Annotated in this window: 20 protein-coding genes; 10 read left to right on the top strand and 10 right to left on the bottom strand. The window is 68.9% G+C overall.

What is annotated here, in order from left to right; translation table 11 throughout:
- Window positions 1-6 precede the first annotated feature (6 nt).
- Entirely contained in the window at window positions 7-378 is a 372-nt protein-coding gene (locus tag EV653_RS22570) for a hypothetical protein (protein WP_134105699.1), read from the top strand.
- A 64-nt stretch (window positions 379-442) separates the two neighbouring features.
- Window positions 443-829, top strand: coding sequence for a pilus assembly protein CpaE (locus EV653_RS22565; RefSeq protein WP_134105698.1), 387 nt, complete (start codon window positions 443-445; stop codon window positions 827-829).
- Here EV653_RS22565 and EV653_RS22560 read toward each other — a convergent pair.
- Both EV653_RS22560 and EV653_RS22555 read right to left on the bottom strand, forming a co-directional pair.
- Entirely contained in the window at window positions 826-1,701 is an 876-nt protein-coding gene (locus EV653_RS22560) for a redoxin domain-containing protein (RefSeq protein ID WP_202871782.1), read from the bottom strand. The genes EV653_RS22565 and EV653_RS22560 overlap by 4 nt on opposite strands.
- Window positions 1,698-2,408: a YqeB family protein gene (locus EV653_RS22555; protein ID WP_134105697.1), complete on the bottom strand. Its 711-nt coding sequence runs from the start codon at window positions 2,406-2,408 to the stop codon at window positions 1,698-1,700. The genes EV653_RS22560 and EV653_RS22555 overlap by 4 nt, the downstream gene beginning before the upstream one ends.
- Window positions 2,409-2,471: 63 nt before the next feature.
- Here EV653_RS22555 and EV653_RS22550 point away from each other — a divergent pair, with 63 nt between their 5' ends.
- From EV653_RS22550 to EV653_RS22525, 6 genes are all read left to right on the top strand, one after another.
- Complete coding sequence (locus tag EV653_RS22550; RefSeq protein WP_134105696.1) at window positions 2,472-3,485, top strand: ornithine cyclodeaminase family protein; 1,014 nt, start codon at window positions 2,472-2,474, stop codon at window positions 3,483-3,485.
- Window positions 3,485-5,101: an aromatic amino acid lyase gene (locus EV653_RS22545; RefSeq protein WP_134105695.1), complete on the top strand. Its 1,617-nt coding sequence runs from the start codon at window positions 3,485-3,487 to the stop codon at window positions 5,099-5,101. The genes EV653_RS22550 and EV653_RS22545 overlap by 1 nt, the downstream gene beginning before the upstream one ends.
- 162 nt (window positions 5,102-5,263) lie before the next feature.
- Complete coding sequence (locus EV653_RS22540) at window positions 5,264-5,923, top strand: hypothetical protein (RefSeq protein ID WP_134105694.1); 660 nt, start codon at window positions 5,264-5,266, stop codon at window positions 5,921-5,923.
- A gap of 44 nt (window positions 5,924-5,967) precedes the next feature.
- A complete protein-coding gene (locus tag EV653_RS22535) occupies window positions 5,968-6,315 on the top strand; it encodes an ArsR/SmtB family transcription factor (RefSeq protein ID WP_134105693.1) in 348 nt (115 codons plus the stop codon).
- Window positions 6,312-6,788 (top strand): SRPBCC family protein, encoded by a 477-nt coding sequence (locus EV653_RS22530; RefSeq protein WP_166679512.1) that lies wholly within the window; start codon window positions 6,312-6,314, stop codon window positions 6,786-6,788. Before EV653_RS22535 ends, EV653_RS22530 begins: the two co-directional genes overlap by 4 nt.
- Window positions 6,788-7,531, top strand: a complete 744-nt coding sequence (locus EV653_RS22525; RefSeq protein ID WP_134105691.1) for an SDR family NAD(P)-dependent oxidoreductase — start codon at window positions 6,788-6,790, stop codon at window positions 7,529-7,531. The genes EV653_RS22530 and EV653_RS22525 overlap by 1 nt, the downstream gene beginning before the upstream one ends.
- On the opposite strand, the gene EV653_RS22520 is transcribed toward EV653_RS22525, so the two are convergent.
- The 4 genes from EV653_RS22520 to EV653_RS22505 form a co-directional block, all read right to left on the bottom strand.
- Window positions 7,528-8,766 (bottom strand): ornithine cyclodeaminase family protein, encoded by a 1,239-nt coding sequence (locus EV653_RS22520; RefSeq protein ID WP_134105690.1) that lies wholly within the window; start codon window positions 8,764-8,766, stop codon window positions 7,528-7,530. The two genes, EV653_RS22525 and EV653_RS22520, sit on opposite strands and share 4 nt — an antisense overlap.
- A complete protein-coding gene (locus EV653_RS22515; protein ID WP_202871781.1) occupies window positions 8,766-9,941 on the bottom strand; it encodes an NAD(P)/FAD-dependent oxidoreductase in 1,176 nt (391 codons plus the stop codon). The genes EV653_RS22520 and EV653_RS22515 overlap by 1 nt, the downstream gene beginning before the upstream one ends.
- Window positions 9,942-10,320: 379 nt before the next feature.
- Window positions 10,321-11,865, bottom strand: coding sequence for an aldehyde dehydrogenase family protein (locus EV653_RS22510; RefSeq protein ID WP_134105689.1), 1,545 nt, complete (start codon window positions 11,863-11,865; stop codon window positions 10,321-10,323).
- Between the two features lie 181 nt (window positions 11,866-12,046).
- Window positions 12,047-12,628, bottom strand: coding sequence for a hypothetical protein (locus tag EV653_RS22505; protein ID WP_202871780.1), 582 nt, complete (start codon window positions 12,626-12,628; stop codon window positions 12,047-12,049).
- Window positions 12,629-12,711: 83 nt separating this feature from the next.
- Here EV653_RS22505 and EV653_RS22500 point away from each other — a divergent pair, with 83 nt between their 5' ends.
- The gene (locus EV653_RS22500; RefSeq protein WP_134105688.1) at window positions 12,712-13,188 is read left to right on the top strand and encodes a J-domain-containing protein; all 477 of its coding nucleotides are present in this window, start codon (window positions 12,712-12,714) and stop codon (window positions 13,186-13,188) included.
- Here EV653_RS22500 and EV653_RS22495 read toward each other — a convergent pair.
- Window positions 13,181-15,271: a thiamine pyrophosphate-dependent enzyme gene (locus EV653_RS22495; protein ID WP_134105687.1), complete on the bottom strand. Its 2,091-nt coding sequence runs from the start codon at window positions 15,269-15,271 to the stop codon at window positions 13,181-13,183. The two genes, EV653_RS22500 and EV653_RS22495, sit on opposite strands and share 8 nt — an antisense overlap.
- A gap of 159 nt (window positions 15,272-15,430) precedes the next feature.
- On the opposite strand from EV653_RS22495, the gene EV653_RS22490 reads away from it, so the two are divergent.
- Window positions 15,431-16,075: a hypothetical protein gene (locus EV653_RS22490; protein ID WP_134105686.1), complete on the top strand. Its 645-nt coding sequence runs from the start codon at window positions 15,431-15,433 to the stop codon at window positions 16,073-16,075.
- On the opposite strand, the gene ku is transcribed toward EV653_RS22490, so the two are convergent.
- The 3 genes from ku to EV653_RS22475 are packed head-to-tail and all read right to left on the bottom strand — an operon-like array spanning window position 16,072 to window position 18,761.
- Window positions 16,072-17,040: a non-homologous end joining protein Ku gene (gene ku / locus EV653_RS22485; RefSeq protein WP_134105685.1), complete on the bottom strand. Its 969-nt coding sequence runs from the start codon at window positions 17,038-17,040 to the stop codon at window positions 16,072-16,074. The two genes, EV653_RS22490 and ku, sit on opposite strands and share 4 nt — an antisense overlap.
- 39 nt (window positions 17,041-17,079) lie before the next feature.
- Window positions 17,080-17,931 (bottom strand): hypothetical protein, encoded by an 852-nt coding sequence (locus EV653_RS22480; RefSeq protein WP_134105684.1) that lies wholly within the window; start codon window positions 17,929-17,931, stop codon window positions 17,080-17,082.
- 29 nt (window positions 17,932-17,960) lie between these two features.
- Window positions 17,961-18,761, bottom strand: a complete 801-nt coding sequence (locus tag EV653_RS22475; RefSeq protein WP_238159966.1) for a sigma-70 family RNA polymerase sigma factor — start codon at window positions 18,759-18,761, stop codon at window positions 17,961-17,963.
- Window positions 18,762-18,900 lie beyond the last annotated feature (139 nt).

Here is an 18,900-nt window from a genome sequence, read left to right as displayed (position 1 = left end):
CTCACCATGACCATGACCTACGCGCAGCCCCTGACCCGGCGCTACACCCGCGCCCGCCTGGCCGTGCCCGCTCTGTGGCGGCAGGTGATCCGCTCGAACGACAAGACAGACGTGACCACCGTGGCGGAGCCGGACCGATCGGCGTACACGCAGCTGGAGATCTACGACGGCGTACTGGCCGCGTTCGAGCGCCGGGACGAGGTCGCCGAGGTACTGCGGACGTCCGCCGACCGCGACACCGCCGTACGCCGGCTCCGCGCGCAGTTCGGACTCAGCCATCTGCAGGCGACCGCACTGCTCGATCTGCCGCTCACGACCGAGTGCCGGGACCGGATCGCGCACCGCGCTGAGGAGCTGCGCAGCGCGCTCGGCCGCTGACCTTCGTCCCCCCGCGGCTCGCCGCGAATCTGCGCAGTTTGCGTGCCGTGGGGAGGATGGAAGGGTGATTACGATCGAGCAGGCCGGACGACTGCGTAAGGCCGGGGTGCTGTGGGCGCCTGCGGCAGGGGATCGTTTCGTCGTACCGGACCGGGATATGGACGACGACGTGTTCGTGGTGAGCGACATGACCGTCGAGGTGCACGACTACCAGGGCAGCAAGGTGATCGGCTTCAACGGCACCACCGAGTGGGCCTTGGACAGCATCGAGCAGCGCGAGGTGATCTGGCTTCCGCGCGAGGAACAACTCCGCGCTCTCCTGGGCGAACACTTCCGGTCCCTGGAGTCGGTCCCGGGCGGCTACCGGGTGAGTTTGGCCGAAAGCACCCACACCGCCGAGGACGCCGAACAGGCCTACGCGCAGGCAGTCATCCACTTGCTGGGCGCTTAGCCGAACGTGAAGACGTAGGCCTCGGCGCCGGGCGCGAGGAACGTGAGCTCCAGCGTTCGCTTGCCGACTTCGCCTTGCCGGCGGAAGAGCTGGTAGAGCCGTCCGTCGTCGATGAGACCTTGTCCGTCGGCGGACACGTCGACTCCGTGAGATTCTCCGGGCGGCTGCCCGTCGATCAGTAGCCGGAACGGCACGGGCTCAGCTCCGCGGGCGAGTACGAGGTTGGCATCGCGGGCATGGAAAGTGAAGGCGATCTGACCGCCCGCTTTCATGAGCACCACCCGCTCCTGCTGGACCTTCCAGTCGCCGGCGAGCGCCTGGGATGCGACCCCGCCGCCCCTCCCGCTGCCGAGGTACGTCTCGGGTGTCTGCAGATCGGCCCAGTCGGCGGCCGCCTCCACGCCGAGGCCGGTGACGCTGACGGGCTCGCGGTCGATGCCGAGCAACCGCTGGATCACCCGCTCGGACTGCTCGTAGCGCCCCTCGCCGAAATGGGTGTCACGGATCGAGCCGTTGCGATCGACGAAGTACAGAGCGGGCCAGTAGTGGTTGCTGAACGCACGCCAGACCTCGTACTCGTTGTCGATGACGATCCCGTATTCGATCCGCCGCTCCTCCGCTGCCCGGCGTACTCGCGCGACGTCGTGCTCGAACGTGAACTCGGGGGTGTGCACTCCGATCACGACGAGGCCGTCGTCCCGATAGGCCTGCGACCAGGCGCGAACGTACGGTAGTTGGCGCAGCCAATTGATGCAGGTGAACGTCCAGAAGTTCACCAGTACGACGCGCCCGCGCAGCTCGTCGGGGCCGAGCGGCCTCGAGTCCAACCACTCAGCTCGAGCGAGCGACGGCATCCCGATCGGCGCATTCATGACCCACCCCGCCAGTACTGCTTCTTGTCCCTGTCCTTCACTGTATAGCCGAGGTTGGTGAGCTCGTTCCGAAGTTCGCGGAGGTCTGCTTTGCCTTTGTCGCCTTGGTCGAACGCCTTGGAACGGACCTTGAGGATGGCGTCGACCGCGGGCGGAAGCTCGGGGTCGTCCTCGATCCAGCGGCGGAACTCGGACTCGTGCGGGTCGCCGGCGTCGGACCACGGGTAGCCGTGGGCGCGGAAAGCGAGCGGGATCTGCTTGGCCTCCGACTTCAGCTGGTCGTGCTTCTCGCGGGCCAGCTCCCGCGCCGACGCGTCCTGCAGGACGATCTCCTTGCCGTCCAGGAACGCGACCGCGACCTTCTCCCGCGGCACCGTCACCGTCTTCTGGTTCTTCAGGAACTCGACCGACTGGTGGGTGATCGTCACCTTGAGGATGTCGTCGAGCGCCACCGCGGCCAGCAGTACGCCGGCGACCAGCCCGACGACGATGCAGATCGCGACTACCCACCACCCGTCCCAGGCGGCGATCACCGTCAGCACGCCCTGGAACGGCACCCACGCCCGCCCGGTTGCCCAGTCGGCGATCCGCGGCAGGAAGAACCCGAGCGCCAGCCCGAGCAACGGCAGCCCGCCGAACAGCAGCACCTTGTCACCGGTCGAATGCCCGATCACGGTGCGCTGCGGCGTCCCAGTCGTCGACCCCATGAGCCGAACGTAGCGTGACGAAGGGAAACTTAAGTATCAACCGACGACAACCGAAGGAGCCACGTGGCGGACGGCATCTGGTTGAGGTTCATCAGCGGCCCGGACATCGACGAGCTGGGGCTGACCCGGCTGGAGATCGTCGATGCGGTCGAGGATGCGGTCCGCGAGCACGGCGAGGGACGGACGGCGTTCGAGCCGCGGGTGCACCTGACGCCGGACAACGGCGGCATCGGCCACTTCAACGTCCTCCGCGGCCACCTCGACCGGCTCGGTGAGCGCGGGATCAGCGGCGTGAAGGTCGTCGGCGACTTCGTCCCGAACTACCAGAAGGGTCTGCCGAGCGAACTCGCGATGGCGACGCTGTTCGACCCGACGACCGGTATGCCGCTCGCGGTTCTCGACGCGACGATGATCACCGCGGCCCGGACCGGCGCGATGACCACGGTCGGCGCCCGGCATCTCGCCCGGCGGGACAGCAAGATCCTCGCGCATGTCGGCGCGAGAGGTACGGCGTGGTGGAACGTGACGATGCTCGACGATCTGCTCGATCTCGACGAGATCCGGGTGACGTCGCGGCGGCCGGAGTCGCGGGAGAAGTTCGCCGCGGAGTTGTCGGCCGAGCTGTCTACGCCGGTGCGGGTGGTGGCGACTGCGGAGGAGGCGTTCGACGGGGCCGACATCCTGGTCGAGGCGACCCGTCTGACCGAGCCCGAGCCGCTCCTCCGGACGGCTGCGATCAAGCCGGGAGCCTTCGCCATACCATACGGTACGGTATCCGCGGTTGAGCTGGATCTGCTCGACGTGATGGACAAGGTGGTCGTGGACGACTGGCGCGAGGCGCAGTCCGGGCGCTTCGGGGCATTGCGTAGGCACGTGGACACCGGGCGACTGTCGCCGGAGACGCTGTACGCCGAGATCGGCGAGATCGTCGCGGGACGCAAACCCGGCCGCGAGAACGATGCCGAGCGCAACCTTTTCTGGCATCGTGGGTTGTCGTTGCTCGACGTCGCGATCGCCCATCTGATCCTCCGCCGAGCCGAATCCGCCGACGTCGGCACGATGCTCCGCTTCCACTGATGATCAACGAACCCACGGAACTCGATCCAGCCGGACTCGAGCCGATCGAGCTGGCGCCCGCGCTGCTCGAGCGGATGGCCGCGGTTCGTGCTGCGGCTTTGCGCACTCTCGAGTCGGGGTATCCGGTGTACGGCGTCAACACCGGGATGGGCAACCTGAGCAAGGTCCGGCTGAGCGACGCCGAGCAGCGCGTCCACCAACGCAACCTGCTGCTGGGCCGAGCCGTCGGCGGCCCACCGTGGTTGTCACCCGAGGAGTCGCGCGCGGTTCTGATCGGCCGCCTGAAGACCTTCCTCACCGGCGACTCAGCCGTCTCCGTCGGCCTGATCCAGCAATTGGTAGCCCTGATCAACAGTGGCTTCACCCCCGCCATCCCCGCGGAGGGAGCCGGCTCCGCCGGCGAAATCATCCCACTCGCCCACGCCACCGGCCCCCTGCTCGGCATCGGCTGGCTCCTCGCCCCACCCATCCCAGCTGACTCGGCGAGCACGGGCAGCACGGGCAGCACGGGCAGCACGGGCAGCATGGGTGCAGGCGACGCGGGCCATGCGGGCGAGGCGGCCGCGGGGAGCGCGCGCGGTGCAGGCAGCATGGGCGCCTCGGCCGGTGCGGGTGGCATAGGCGGTGCGGCCGGTGCGGGCGGCGGCATGGGCGGCTCGACGGGGGCGGGCGCCATGGGCGGCGCGCTGCGGCCTGCCGCCGGGTTGTTGCCGGCGTTTGAGTTGGGGCCCAAGGAAGGGATTGCCTTGCTTGCCGGTACGCCTGGGGCGGCTGGGAGGGCGGCGCTGGCGGTGACGAAGGTGCGGCGGCTGGCGGAGCGGCTGACTGCCGTCGCGGCCGGGGCTATTGCTGTGGTGGGAGCCAACCGGGATCCGTACGAGCCGGCCGCGGCGCGCGGGGACGACGTACTCGCAAGCGAGTTCGCGCTGCTTCGCCAGCTCGCTGGTCCCGAGCCTGAGCCGCGCAGCCTGCAGGCGCCGGTCTCGTTCCGGGTAGCGGGTCACGTGAACGCGCACGTGCGCCGGACCGCGGAGCAGTTGGACGACGCGGTCGACCGCGCGTTCAAGGGCGTGTCCGACTCACCGGCGTACCTGGACGGCGACTTCGTCGGCACGGCGGGCTTTCATGGCATCGACCTCGCCGCGTACTGCGACCACGTGACAACCGCCCTGGCCCACGCAGCCGAGGTCTCAACGGCCCGACTGCATCGTCTCCTCGACCCCAATGTCACTGGCCTGACAGCCCAGCTCGCCCGCGAGCCGGGTCCGCAGGCCGGCCTCGTCGCAGTCCACAAGCGCGCCGTCGCCACCACTCACCAGCTCCGCCGCCTGACGTTGCCCACAGCAATCAGTACGGCGGAGACGTCCAACGGTCAGGAAGACGTGCAGACCTTCTCCTGGGAAGCGGTCGGCAACCTCGCCGAAGCGATCCGCCTCACCCGCGAGGTTGTCGCCTGCGAGCTCCTCGCCGTACGCCAAGCGTTCGCGCTCTCCGGCAGAGCGATCCCACCAGGACTGCAGGATCTCATCCAGGCGGTCGACCACGTCGTACCTCCGATCGACGCCGACCGTCCGTTCGGTGAGGACCTCACCCGCCTGCTGACCAACGTGCTCTAGCCGGCCGACGCGCCAACGTGGCCTGCAGCCGTGTAACCCAGGGGATTTATCGAAAAAGCCAGCCCGACACGCGGGTGACGCCGAGTCGCAAGTAGCCTGCATCGGGTCTGAGTCGTTGGCTTGGGTGCGCGCGCCTGCACGAAGAGCTGGAGGATATTTCGAGTGAAGCGGTTCGCGGTACCGCCTAACTGGCCGTCCCCGCCCCGTCGCAGCTGGGTCCCACCGAAGACGTGGCGGCCGGATCCGTCCTGGCCGCCCGCGCCGGAGGGCTGGCGCTTCTGGGTCGACGGCAAGGGCAACCCGGTCCGCGGACCGATCGGGCAGTACGGCGGTCCGTCGCGGCGGGTTGTCTACGCCGGCGGCGCGGCGCTCGTCCTGTTCCTCGCTGTCAACCTGTGGGCGGTGTCCGCGAGCGGGCTGTTCGGCGGCGATTCGGATGACGCAGCCGTGAAGGTCATGGGCGATCAGTCCCCGTCGCCCACGGCCTCACCCAGTACGACGCCGGCAACTCCGGCCGCACCGCGATCGACGGTCACACCGCCGCGCGTCCCGACGACGACCCCCGTGCCGACCCACGCGCCGACGCAGCGGCCGACGCAACAGCCGACCCGGCGTCCGAGCAGCACCAAGACCACCGAGCGCACGCAGACTCCCGATCCGAAGCCGACGCGGACGACGACCAGCACGAAGACCCCGACGCCGACGCGCCCGACCAGCCGGCCGTCGACCCGCGAGGAGATCCTCCGGCAGTACTGCATCGATCACGGCTGGGACCCGTCCCTGTGCGACCCGAACCGCTGGGAAACGCCGCGGCATCCCTGATCGGGCCTTGACGATCGGCGTACGCCGGACGCATCCTTAACCATATGGTTCTGAAACCGTCTGGTTCTGAAGTCGTGCTGACCAGCGTCTTCGCTGCGCTCGCCGACCCGACCCGCCGGGCGATCCTGGCCCGGCTCAAGGACGGTGACGCGACCGTCGCGGAGCTCGCGGCGCCGTTCAGCATGTCGCAACCGGCCGTCTCCAAGCACCTGAAGGTCCTCGAGCAGGCCGGACTGATCAGCCGCTCGCAGCGGGCGACCGCGCGGCTGAGTCACCTCGAGGCCGGGCCGCTCCGCGAGGCGGTCGGCTGGTTGATGGACTACCGCGCGTACTGGGCGGAGAGCTTCGACCGTCTGGACGATCTGCTCGACGACCTGAAGGAGCAATCGTGAAGATCGTCGCGGAGCCCGGCGTACCGCAGGTCCTCATCGTGCGGGAGTTCAATGCGCCGCGGGAGCTGCTGTTCCGCGCGTACACCGAACCCGAGCTGGTGAAGCGCTGGCTCGGACCGGCCGACCTCGAACTGGTCGTGAACCAGCTCGATCCGCGGCACGGTGGCCGCTGGCGGTGGACGCACTACGACGGGGACGGCAAGGGCTATGTGTTCCACGGGCTGTACCACGGGGAGCCGACGCCGGAGCGGATCGTGCAGACGTACGAGTTCGACCAGGCGCCGGGCACCGTCTACCTGAACCTGATCACCTTCGACGAGGCCGACGGGGTCACCACGCTGACCCAGAACACGGTGTTCTTCGCGGTCGAGGATCGCGACCTGTACGTCGCCGGCGGGATGGAGCGCGGGATCCGCGCGTCGATGCAGAAGCTCGACGACCTCGTCACCGAACTGGCCGAGGAGGCCCACTGATGATGCTCACCGACAAACACGCGATCGTGTACGGCGCCGCCGGACCCATCGGCAGCGCGGTCGCTCGCGCGTTCGCGGCCGAGGGTGCGACCGTGCATCTGGCCGGACGTACGGCGGAACGGCTGGAGCGGGTCGCCGACGAGATCCGGACCGCGGGCGGGACCGCTGACGTCGCCGTGGTCGATGCGCTCGACGAGAAGTCCGTGGACGAACATGCCGATTCGCTCGACCGGATCGACATCTCGTTCAACCTGATCGGCCACCAGCAGTTCTTCGGTACTCCGCTGGTGGACATGCCCCTCACGGACTTCGAGCAGCCGATCATGACAATGGTCCGCACGTTCTACCTGACCTCCCGGGCGGCCGCGCGACGGATGATCCCGCAAGGCTCGGGCGTGATCCTGACCTTCGGCGGGTACGGCGACCCGGCCGCGAACCTCGGCGGTTTCCAGATGGGCTTCGGTGCGGTCGAGGCGTTGCGCCGCGGTCTGGCGCTGGAGCTCGGGCCGTACGGGATTCGGGTGGTGACGTTGCAGACCAACGGAATCCCGGAGGCGGTCCCGGCCGACTTCCCCGAGAAGGCGGCTCAGGCGATCGCGAAACACACCGCCGACAGCACGATGCTCAAGCGCGCGGCGACCCTCTCCGACGTCGGTGCTCTCGCCGCCTTCGCGGCCTCGGACCTGGCCCGCTCCATCACCGGCACCGCGCTCAACCTCACGGCCGGCGCAGTCGTCAACTAACTCAGGAAGTCGATCACCTGCCCGCGCCCCTGCGCTGCTTGGAAGACGGGCCAGGCAATCGCAAGATCCTGCCAGGGCAGGCCGACGGGCGCGTACACCGTGATCTCGTCATCCGTGCGACGTCCGGGCGCGACACCCGTCAGAACTTCGGTCATCGTCGCGCTCACTGCATCGTGGGACAGCCCAACGTTGCCCAGGGCACCCATTTGTGCTGCGAGCGCCCGGTCGTCGACGACCACCCGCGCGGCGGACAACAGGTCTGCGGACAGCTCCACCTTGCCCGGTTCGTCGGCTCCCAACGTGGTGAGATGCAGCCCAGGCCGCACGTCCGCCGCCGTCAGCAACGCCTCCCGAGACCAGGTAGCCAACACAACAACATCCGCCCCCTCAACCACGGCCCGCGGCGAGCTCACCACCCTGCCCGGAATCCCTTGCTGAGCAAGAAATCGGGTCGCTCGCTCGGGATCGACGTCGTACACGACGAGACGGCTGACATGGCGCAGTGCCGCCAGCCCCACAACCACCATCGCGGCCTGAGCCCCCGCCCCAATCACCCCAACCACTCCACCCCTCCCCGCGCCAGCCCCGTCCGCGCCAGCCCCGTCCGCGCCAGCTCCGTCCGCGCCGAGGCCGGTCGTGCCGGCCCCGGTCGTGCCGAGGCCGGTCGTGCCGAGGCCGGTCGTGCCGATCCCGGCTGTGCCGAGGCCGGTCGTGCCGATCCCGGCTGTGCCGAGGCCGGTCGTGCCGAGGCCGGTCGTGCCGAGGCCGGTCGTGCCGAGGCCGGTCGTGCCGAGGCCGGTCGTGCCGAGGCCGGTCGTGCCGATCCCGGCTGCGCCGGCACCGTCCGTGCGGGCACCCGCGGTGTCCGCCGCCGGTTCGGGGCGGGCGAGTAGGTCGGTTGCGAGTGCTGCGGCGAGGCCGGTTCGCCAGCTGGTGATGGTGGTTGAGTCGAGGACTGCCAGGAGGGTGCCGTCGGTCAGGTCGTGTAGGCAGACGATGCCGCGGAGGGCGGGGGAGGCGTCGGGGAACTTGGCGTTGACTTTGACGGTGTAGGCGGGGATGCCTGGGATCAGACCCGGCAGGAGAGTGGTCGCGGTGCCGGGCGCCGGGAGATCGGTGCGGATTCTCAGCGGCTCGATGTCGGCCGACTGGAGGAATCCGGTGCGCAGGGCCGCGAGGGCGGTGGATACGTCGAGTGCCGCGAGGATGTCGGAGCGGGTGAGGAGAAGCGTCATCAGACGATGTTTCGTTCGGCGCGGTTTGCGGAGTGTGCGAAGCGGCGCGCGTTGAGAGGGCTGACGTCGACGAAGGGCTTGCGGTCGAGGTACAGATCGCGGATGACCTCGCCTACGGCTGGGCCCTGGAGGAAACCGTGACCGGAGAAGCCGGTCGCGTAGAGGAAGCGGGAGACCTGGTCCGCCTCGCCGATCAGCGCGTTGTGGTCCGGCGTGATCTCGTACAGCCCGGCCCAGCCGCCGGTGAGGCCGACGTCCAGGAGCGACGGTGCGCGGCGGCCCATCACGTCGGTCAGGCGAGGGATCCAGGTGTCCGTGCGGTCCAGATGGAAGCCGGGCTGCTCGTCGGGATCGGACAGGCCGACCAGCAGACCGGGACCCTCGCGGTGGAAGTAGAACGTACTGCCGAAGTCGATCGTCATCGGCAGCGCCGCCGGGAGATCGGGAATCGCTTCCGTCACCACGATCTGCCGACGGAGCGGGGTGACCGGCAACTCGACCCCGATCGACGCAGCGAGACCCTCGGACCACGCACCGGCTGCGCAGATCACCGTGCCCGTCTGGACGGTACCTCGACTGGTCCGCACCGCGGTCAGATGGTTGCCAACAGCATCGATCCCGACAACCTCGCACCCCGTCACCAGCGTCGCACCGAGTCGGCGGGCCGCGGTCGCATACCCGAGGACGACGGATTCCGGCGTACAGTGCCCGGCTGTCGGTGAGAAACACGCGCCGACCAACCCGTCGGGCGCGACGATCGGCGCGAGCTCGACCGCTTCGTCGACCGAGATCATCCGCGTCGGCTGGCCGAGCGTGTTCTGCAGCTGTGTGCTCTCGCGAAACTGCTCCACCTGCTCCTCGGTGTCCAGCAGGAACAGATACCCGACCCGATGCAGATCGATCTCCTGGCCAGGCCGTTGGCCGAACGCAGCGAACGCCTCCAGACTGCGCGCCCCGAGCGCGATGTTCACCGAGTCGGAGAAGTTGGCCCGCACTCCGCCCGCAGCCTTGCACGTCGACCCGGAGCCCAGCTGATCCTTCTCCAGCAACAGGATCCGCTCCACCCCAGCCTCGGCCAGATGGAACGCGATACTCGTCCCCATCACCCCACCACCAACAATCACCACATCGGCGGAATCAGGCAACTCCCCGCCCCGACCCACACCCGCCGCCATCACCGCACCTCCACCATCACCGCACCTCCACCATCACCGCACCTCTACCATCACCGCACCTCCACCATCACCGCACCTCCACCATCACCGCACCTCCACCATCACCGCACCTCCACCATCACCGCACCTCCACCATCACACCGCCGCCATCACACGCACGTCCGCCAACTCCAGCCGCCACCACCCCAGCAGCGTCACCCGTCGCGGGCGTGAACAGGGTGTGGTGGGTCGGGACAAGTTATTGCCTGTTCCATCTCCCGAGTTCCTGTTCAACGCCCCGAACGGTTGACGCGCGCGGCGGTGCCGGGGCCGCGGCGGTGCCGGGGCCGCGGCGGTGCCGAGGCGCGGTGGTGCCGGGGTGCGGTGGGAGCCGGCTCGGTCATGGGAGTTCGAAGGACAGGTCGGCCTCTACCGTTTGTGTATCCATCTGGGCTTTCTGGAGTTTGCCGGAGTAGTCCCAGTTCATCGACTGCCAGCGGGTGAACTGGTCCAGCACCCAGATCCCGCTCTGCCGCGATCCGTTGCCCGACTTCCCGTTCCCGCCGAACGGCAGGTGCGCCTCCGCCCCGGAGGTCGAGTTGTTCACACTCACCATCCCGGCCGAGATCCCCTGCGCGAAGCGGAACGCCTTGTTCGGGTCGGTCGTGTAGATCGAGCTCGACAGCCCGTACCCCGACTTGTTGCCCAGAGCAATCGCCTCGTCCAGTTCGGAGTACGGCGTGACGCCGACGATCGGCCCGAAGGTCTCGTTCATGAACAGCTCGTCGTCCGGGTGTACGCCGGCGACGATGACCGGGTGATAGAACAATCCGTCCGACGGATCGCCGACGAACCCGGCCCGCGGATTGTCCGCGGTGACCCGACCGGTCCGCCCGAGCACCCGGTGGTGCGGCTCGATCCACCCCAGCGACTTCTCGAACCCGGCCGCGAACTTCTCGTCCAGCAACGGCCCGAACAACACGTCCTGTGTCGGATCGCCCATCGCCGCCTTGCCGACGGCGGAAGCGAACCGGTCGAGGAACTCCTCGTGGACGGATCGATGCACGATCGCCGTCCCGAGCGAGGTGCACCGCTGTCCCGCCGTCCCGAAGCCGGAGAAGAGAGCGCCCTCCACCGCCAGGTCGAGGTCGGCGTCCTCGGTGATCACCATCGGGTTCTTGCCGCCGAGTTCGAGGCACGGCGTCTGCAAATGCCGACCGCACAGCTCGCCGATCCGCTCACCGACGACGCTCGACCCGGTGAAGCCGACCTTGTTGACCAGTCCAGCCTGCAGCGCCTGCTCGAGACCCGTGAACGTGTCCGACCCGTCGGCGTACACCACATTGAAGACCCCGGCCGGTACGCCGGAATGCGCGAAGATCTCGTAGAACGCGTCCGAAACCACCGCCGAGTACTCCGCCGGCTTCCAGACGACCGTGTTGCCGCAGAGCAAGGCCGGCACGATGTACCAGGACGGCACCGCGACCGGGAAGTTGCCGGCCGTGATCACCGCGACTGTCCCGACCGGACGGCGGAACGTGAACAGCTGCTTGTCCGGCATCTCCGACGGCACCGTCTGCCCGTACAGCCGCCGGCCCTCGCCGAGGAAGAAGTCGCAGGTGTCGATGATCTCCTGCACCTCGCCCAGCGCCTCACCCAACGGCTTTCCGATCTCCCGGGTGACGAGCGCGGCCAGTCGCTCCTTGTTGGCCCTCATCAGCCGGCCGACGTTCGAGATCACCTGACCGCGTTGCGGCGCCGGCGTCGCGGCCCACGCGGCCTGCGCGGAGCGGGCGACCGAGGCGGCCCGGACGAACACCTCCGGGCCGGCGCTGCCAACCGTCCCGACGACCTCGCTCAACCGGGCAGGATTGGTCGACGGAGTACGCCGTACCGCGTCCGCCACCCGCTCGCCACCGACAACCGAAACAACGTCATCCGCCATCCCAAACCCTCCGCTCGTCTGCCCCAACCCTCAACCACCACTCCCACCCTCGCAACCCGGCACCTCCCTCCGCGTCTGGTGGGTATACCCACCGAACCAGGGGTTGGCCCACCGGATTCAGGTGGGCCAACCCACAATCCGGTGGGTATACCCACCAAACCGGGACGAGGGGTGGGCGGGGTCAGCGGGTGGGGGGCAGGCTTTGGCTGGGGTAGAGATCCGGAATCGGGATCGGCATGCGCCACAGGTGCGAGTCCGGGTGGATCATGCCGTGCCGGATCGCGACGTACCTGAGCAGGCGGAGCGGGCCGGCGATGAGGACGAACGCCAGCGGCAGCTCGACCAGCAGAGCGCTGAGCAACGCCTGAGTGAGGTCGCCGCCGCGCTGGCTGGTCATCACGTCGAACCAGGCGTCGCAGATCAGCAGCACCCCGGTCGCGAACGCGGTCGGGAACACGAACTGCTTGCGCTTCCAGCCGGCCAGCGCGGTCAGCACCATCATCGCGAGCAACAGGATGTCGAAGCCGACCCACGTCGCGACCCAGTTCCGGGCGACGTAGTGACTCGGCAACGTGATCGCCAGATACACGGTCCACGGGATCAGGGCGGCCGCGCAGACCAGCATCAGCACGGTCCGCCACTTCCGCAGCCGGTCCATGGTTCGCCGGGACGGCAGTCCGCCCGGATGGGGCGCCAGCCGCAGGATCAGGTCCCGCCGCTCGGCAGGCGTCATCGCCGCGATCTCTTCGTCGGTGAGCTGCACATTCCGAGTATGCCTTGTGATTGCATTCACAAGCCAGTAATCTGTATCGAAGCAACTGTCGACGCTGACAGCGAGGTGTCCTGATGACCAAGCGCAGACCACCGGGTATGAGCAACCAGGATTGGGTCGAGTCGCAGATCAAGCTGGCTCAGAACCAGGGCGAGTTCGAGAACCTGCCCGGCGCCGGCAAACCACTGAAGCTGGCCGACCAGCACGATCCGGACTGGTGGGTCAAGGAGTTCCTGGACCGCGAGGACATCGAGACCGAGGCGCTGCTGCCGCCGGCGATGCTGCTCCGCAAGGAGAAGCAGCAGGTGCACGAGAAGATCCGCGGCATGCGGCGCGAGTCCGAGGTCCGCGACTATCTGGCCGATCTGAACAAGCGGATCCGGCTCAGCATCCGCGACACCACGGGACCGGTCGTGCCGACAGGCCCGGTCAACGAGGACGCGATCATCGCCCAGTGGCGGATGGATCGCCCGTCGACCGCGCCCCGGCCCAAGGTCGAGGAGCACCGGCCGGCCAGGAAGAAGTCGATCTGGCAGCGGCTGTTCAGCTGAGCATCGAGCGGGCCGCCGTCTCGATGGTCCGCTCACTCAGCAGTACGTCGTGCGCCGCCGCGCCGAGCGGGACGTACGAGTCGTAGCTCGTGACCCGGGCCAGCCGCCCGGTGTAGCCGTGGTCGATCAGCGTGGCCAGGATGCCCTCGGACACGCCACCGGACCGCCGGGTCTCGTCCGCGACCAGGACTCGGCCCGTGATGGTTGCCTCGTGCAACAGATCCTCGACCGGCAACGGCGCCAGCCAGCGCAGGTCGAGGACCCGGACGCCGGGCACCCGGGCCGCCACGCGCAGGCTCATCGGCACGCCGTTCCCGAACGTGACGATGGTCAGCTCGGTCCCGTCGCCGTACGTCCGGCCGCGCCCGATCGGCACGGGTTCATCGGGGTACGCCGAAAGCCACCGGTCGTCGCCGTCGTCGTACAGATCCCGGCGGTGGTAGAGCGCGATCGGCTCGAGGAACACGCTGACGGTGCCGGACGAGCGCGCCGCCGCCGTACAGGCATGGAGCATGGCGGCCGCGTCGTCGGGCCTCGACGGTGACGCGATGACGATGCCGGGGATGTCCCGCAGTACGCCGATCGCGTCGTCGTTGTGGAAGTGACCGCCGAAACCCTTCTGGTATCCGTACCCGGCGATCCGCAGCACCATCGGATTCGCGTACTGCTCCTGCGAGAAGAACTTCAGCGAGGCCGCCTCGCCGCGGAGTTGGTCCTCGGCGTTGTGCAGGTAGGCGAGGTACTGGATCTCTGGGATCGGCAGCAGCCCGGACACGCCCGCGCCGAGCGCCAGCCCGAGGATCGATTGCTCGTCGAGCAGCGTGTCGAACACGCGCGCCGGACCGAAGACCTTCTGCAGTCCGCGCGTGACGCCGTACACCCCGCCTTTGCGGCCGACGTCCTCGCCGAAGACCATCGCCTCCGGGTACGACGCGAGCACGTCGCTTAGTGCGCGATTGATCGACTGGCTCAGCGTCAAGAGCTCGGTCGACGGAGTGGCCTGTGGCAAGGCCCCGGCGACAGCGTCCCGGGACGGGAACCGGAGCGGGGCCGCGACGGTCTCGGCGGATGAGAGCTGCGGAAGACCGGCGACCTCGGCCGCGATGCGGAGCGCCTCGGCGTGCTTGTCCTCGTACAACTCGATGATCTCGTCGGCGGTATAGCCTGCGTCGAGCAGGTAGCGCGCCGTACCGAGAAGTGGGTCGCGTTCCTCGTCCGCGGCCAGCTCGGCGGGAGAGCGGTACGCCGCCTCGACGTCGGACCCCGCGTGGCCGAGCAGGCGGACCGTGCGCAGGCGAAGGAAGGCCGGACGCCGGTTGCGCCGTACGAAGGTCGCCGCCTCGGTCGCCATCGACAGGGCGGCGTCCAGGTCGGTGCCGTCCGCGTCGAAGTACCGCAGGCCGGGGCGGGAGCCGTACGCCTGCCGGATCCAGCCGTCCGGGGTACGCACGCTGATCCCGATCCCGTTGTCCTCGCAAACCAGCAGCAAGGGCATCGGCAGACCCTGGTACGACGCGTGCAGCGCAGCGTTGATCGCACCGGTCGCGGTCGAGTGGTTGGCCGACGCGTCGCCGAAGCTGGTCACGACGATCGCGTCGGCCGGCCACGGTGACGGTACGCCGAGCTTCGCCGACCGGTTCAGCGAGAAGGCGACCCCCATCGCGCGCGGCAGGTGGGACGCGATCGTCGACGTCTGCGGGATGATCGAGAGCTCGTGCCGGCCGAACACCTTGTGCCGACCACCCGCGATCGGCTCGCTGGTCGCCGCGGCGACGCCGAGCAGGATGTCGCGCAGCCCCTCCTTCGAGCCGCACTGGGCGGCGCGGGTCAGGTAGAAGGCGCCGGAGCGATAGTGCAGCAGCGCCGGGTCGGTCGGCTCCAGGGCGGCGGCGACGGCCGCGTTGCCCTCGTGACCGGCCGAGCCGATCGTGTAGAAGCCGGTGCCCTGCGACTGCATCCAGCGGGCGGCGAGGTCGGCGTGCCGGCTGCCGAGCTGAGCGTCGTACAGACTGCGGAGCAGCTCTGCGTCGTGCTCCCACGGGGCCGGGGCGAGGCCGCGGACGCGTTCGGCGAAGGTCCTCATCTGAACATGATCCGTGATGACGGTCCGTGCCACAGCTCGGCCCACAGGTTGAACAGGTCACCTGGTTGAGGCCACGCTGGACGGGGAACGGTGCCGATGGCTCGTTCGTTCGTCGGGGGAGGGGACCTGGGTTGTGGTGACGGTGAGTGAGTTGCGCTGATGCATCGGTCTGCACTGGTACGGCGAATGGGGGTCGCGGCGGGTCTCGGAATCGGGACAGCCGGGGCGCTCTGCGGTGTGCTGCTGTTGGGTCCGCTGGCCGCATCGATCCTGCTGGCGGTGGTGTTCCTGCTCGTCTGGCCGCTCGCGGCGGTGGTTCGGCATGTGGCCGACGAAGGGTCGTACGGCTCGTCGGCGGTGATCGCGGCTGCGTGCTCGGCGGCAGTGCTGTGCTTGCCCGGACTGGTGCGACTGCTCGCCTGGGGCGCGCTCGGGATAGCGGCGGCCCTGATGCTCGCCGCCCTGTTCATCGTGATCGACCTCGCCGTGCCGGACCGGCCGCCGCGCCGGCGCCGGTCCCGGAAGCAACGCAGGCTGGAGCGCCTCACCGAGGCTCAGTTCGCGGACGACGAGCGGCTGATCGAGTCCCTGCAGTGCCCGCTGAGTATCGAGGAGCTCTGCGGCGTCTGGTCCGACACCGCGATGCAGCTCTCCCGGGGTGCCGGCCTCCGCGACCGGCAGGCCGTCGCCGAAGTACGCCGCATCTGCCTCGACGAGTTCGAACGCCGCAACCCGGAAGGCTTCCACCGCTGGCTCGACGCCGGCGCCCCGGCGAACCCGAGCCGCTACCTCCTCGGCAACTAGGCAGCCTTCTTCCGCGCCGGCTTCTTGGCAGCCGGCTTCTTGGCAGCCGTCTTCTTGCCGGCGGCGGTCTTCTTGCCGGCGGCGGTCTTCTTGCCGGCGGCGGTCTTCTTGGTCGCTGCCTTCTTCGTGGTGGCCTTCTTCCCAGTGGTCTTCTTCGCGGCGGTCTTCTGGGTCCTCGAGCTGCGGTTCTTCCGGGCCTGCTCGACGCTGGCCCGCAGGGCGGCGACCAGATCGGTCGGGTTGGTGGCCTGCGGCTCCTCCTCGGAGTACACGACCTCCTTGCCCTGGTGCTTGGACTTGACCAGTTCCTTCACGCGCTCGGTGTAGATGTCCTGGTACGCGGCCGGCTTCCACTCGCCGCTCATGGCCTCGATCAGGTCGACCGCCATCGACAGCTGCTTGCCGGCGCCGGACTTCCGCGGCAACGAGCCGAGCTCCTCGTCCGGGTCACGGATCTCGTCGGCGAAGAACATCGTCTCGAGCACGAGCACCCGGTCGTCGGCCCGGATCGTCGCCAGGTACTCCTTGCCGCGCATCACGAACTTCGCGATCCCGGCCCGGTTGGTCTTCGCCAGCGCGTCCCGCAGCAGGGCGTACGACGACGCGTTCTCGGAGTCCGACGGCGCCAAGTAGTAGCTCTTCTGGAAGTGCATCGGATCGATCTCGTCGAGGTCGACGAACGTGTCGATCTCCAGCGACCGCGACTTGCCCGGCGCGATGTCGTCCAGCTCGTCGGGCTCGACGATCACGTACTCGCCGCCGCCGACGTCGTGTCCCTTGACGATCTTCTCGAACGGGACCTCGCGGCCGGTGCGCTCGTTCACCCGCTTGTACCGGATCCTGTCCGACGTCCCCTTCTGGAACTGGTGGAAGTCGATCTCGTGCTCCTGGGTCGCGCTGTAGAGCCCGACCGGAACCGAGACCAGTCCGAAGTTGATGTACCCGCTCCAGATCGCCCGTGCCATCGACGGCTCCTCTCCGCGTCGGCCCGGCCGGTACCCAGTTCAGAGCCGGTTGTACCGTTTCCGCGCCTCGCGGCTCTCCTTCTGGGCCTCCCGGGCGGTACGCCGGGCCTCGTCGAGGTCGGCGCCCAAACGGTGGACGAGGGCCTGAGCCTCCGCGAGCGCCTCGCGGGCGTTGTCGAGCTGGGCGTCGAGGTCCTCGACCTTCGCTTCGGCCTCCTGCGCCGCTGCGACCGCCTCCTCGAACACCTGCCTGGCCTTGGCCCGCTCGGCAGCCTCGCGCTCCTTCTCTTCCTGCGCGGCGGCAGCCTTCTCCTGGGCGGCGTCAGTCTCGGCCTGCTGGGTCTTGCGGCGGTCGCGGGCGGCCTGGCGGCGTTCGTCCGTCAACGGAGTGACGTTGGACGGTTCGCCGTTCTCGTCGACGACGCCGAAGCCGACGTGCCGGAGTGCGCTGCTCAGTCGGCCCTCGCGGACGGCATCGCCCGCGGCCGGGTCCACCAGGGCAGCGTCGAGCGTCTCGCGCAGCTTCTGGCCGACGTCCGCGCTGATCTTCTGGCCGTCCTCGGCCGCCAGCCGAGCAGCCTCCTTGGCCAGTTTGTCCAGCAGCTCGTGGCGCTTCGGCGTCAGCTCCCGCAGCCGGTCGCCGTCGAGATCGGCGGTCGCCTCACGGAACTCGTCCCCGAGCGCCAGCAGGTCGTCCAGCTCGTCCGGCGCCTTACGGGCGACCAGGTTCGTCACCCAGGCCGCCACGGTCGGCTTGCGCATCGCCTTCAGCCGCGTCGACCCGACCGGGTCGCCGTCGGCCTTCAGCTGCTTCGCGAGCTGGTTGCGAGTAGCAATGAAGTCCGCCGCCGGGGCCGCATACAGCGCATCCGCCGCCTCCTCGAAGTCCACGGAAGCGACGCTACCGCACCGACCTCGACTTACTGCCCGTTCGCCGGTACGCCGCTGGCGAGCTCGCCCCGGAGCTTCTCCAGGATCCCGCGGAGCAGACGGGACACCTGCATCTGGCTGACCCCGAGCTCCTGGCCGATCTCCTCCTGGGTGAACCCGTTGCAGAACCGCAGCTGGAGGATGCGCTTGTCCCGATCACCAAGGCCGGCGACCGCCGGCGTGAGGGTGTGCACGTCCTCGACCAGGTCGTAGCCGTCCTCGGCGTTGGCGACCGTCTCGATCAGGCTCGAGCCGCCCTCCGGCACCCCCGGCGCGTCGAGCGAGAGCGTGCTGAAGCAGCCGCGGACCGAGGCGGCCTCGGCGACCTCGGCCGGATCCGTGCCGAGCGCCGCCGCGGTCTCCTCGTCGCTCGGCACGTGACCGAGGCGCTGGATCAGCTCGGGCTCCGCCGCGGCGATGCTGCCCTGCATCTCCTGCACCCGCCGCGGCGGGCGGATCGTCCACGCGCAGTCGCGGAAGTACCGCTTCAGCTCGCCGCGGATCGTGGGTACGGCGTACGACAGGAAGGGTGTGGAAGCGTCCACGCGGTACCCGTTGGCGGCCTTCACCAGGCCCAGATACGCGACCTGTTCGAGGTCGTCGGAGTCGACACCTTTGCTGCGGTAGCGCGAGGCGATCGACCTCGCGACCGGGGCGTTCAGCAGAACGACCTCGTCAAGACAGGCCTGGCGCCGGGGATCGGGGACGCCGTCCGCCTCGAGCAGAAGCTCATGGGTGGTATCGGCGATGGTCTGCTTGCAATCTTCGACGTTGACAGCTGCGATCGTCACGGGAGAAACCTCGTCGTGTCGTCGTACATGTCCGGTGGCAAGGGGCTGAACCACTGACCTCCACCAGATCAAACTCGGCCGGAGCTTTCAAGTACTTGCCTGTTACGAGTGTTTCAAACGACTGTCGCCTGACAGTAAC

The organism is Kribbella pratensis (assembly GCF_004365355.1).
Lineage (GTDB): Bacteria > Actinomycetota > Actinomycetes > Propionibacteriales > Kribbellaceae > Kribbella.
The sequence above is the reverse complement of the archived record's forward strand: the minus strand, read 5'-3'. Positions and strand labels throughout refer to the sequence as shown.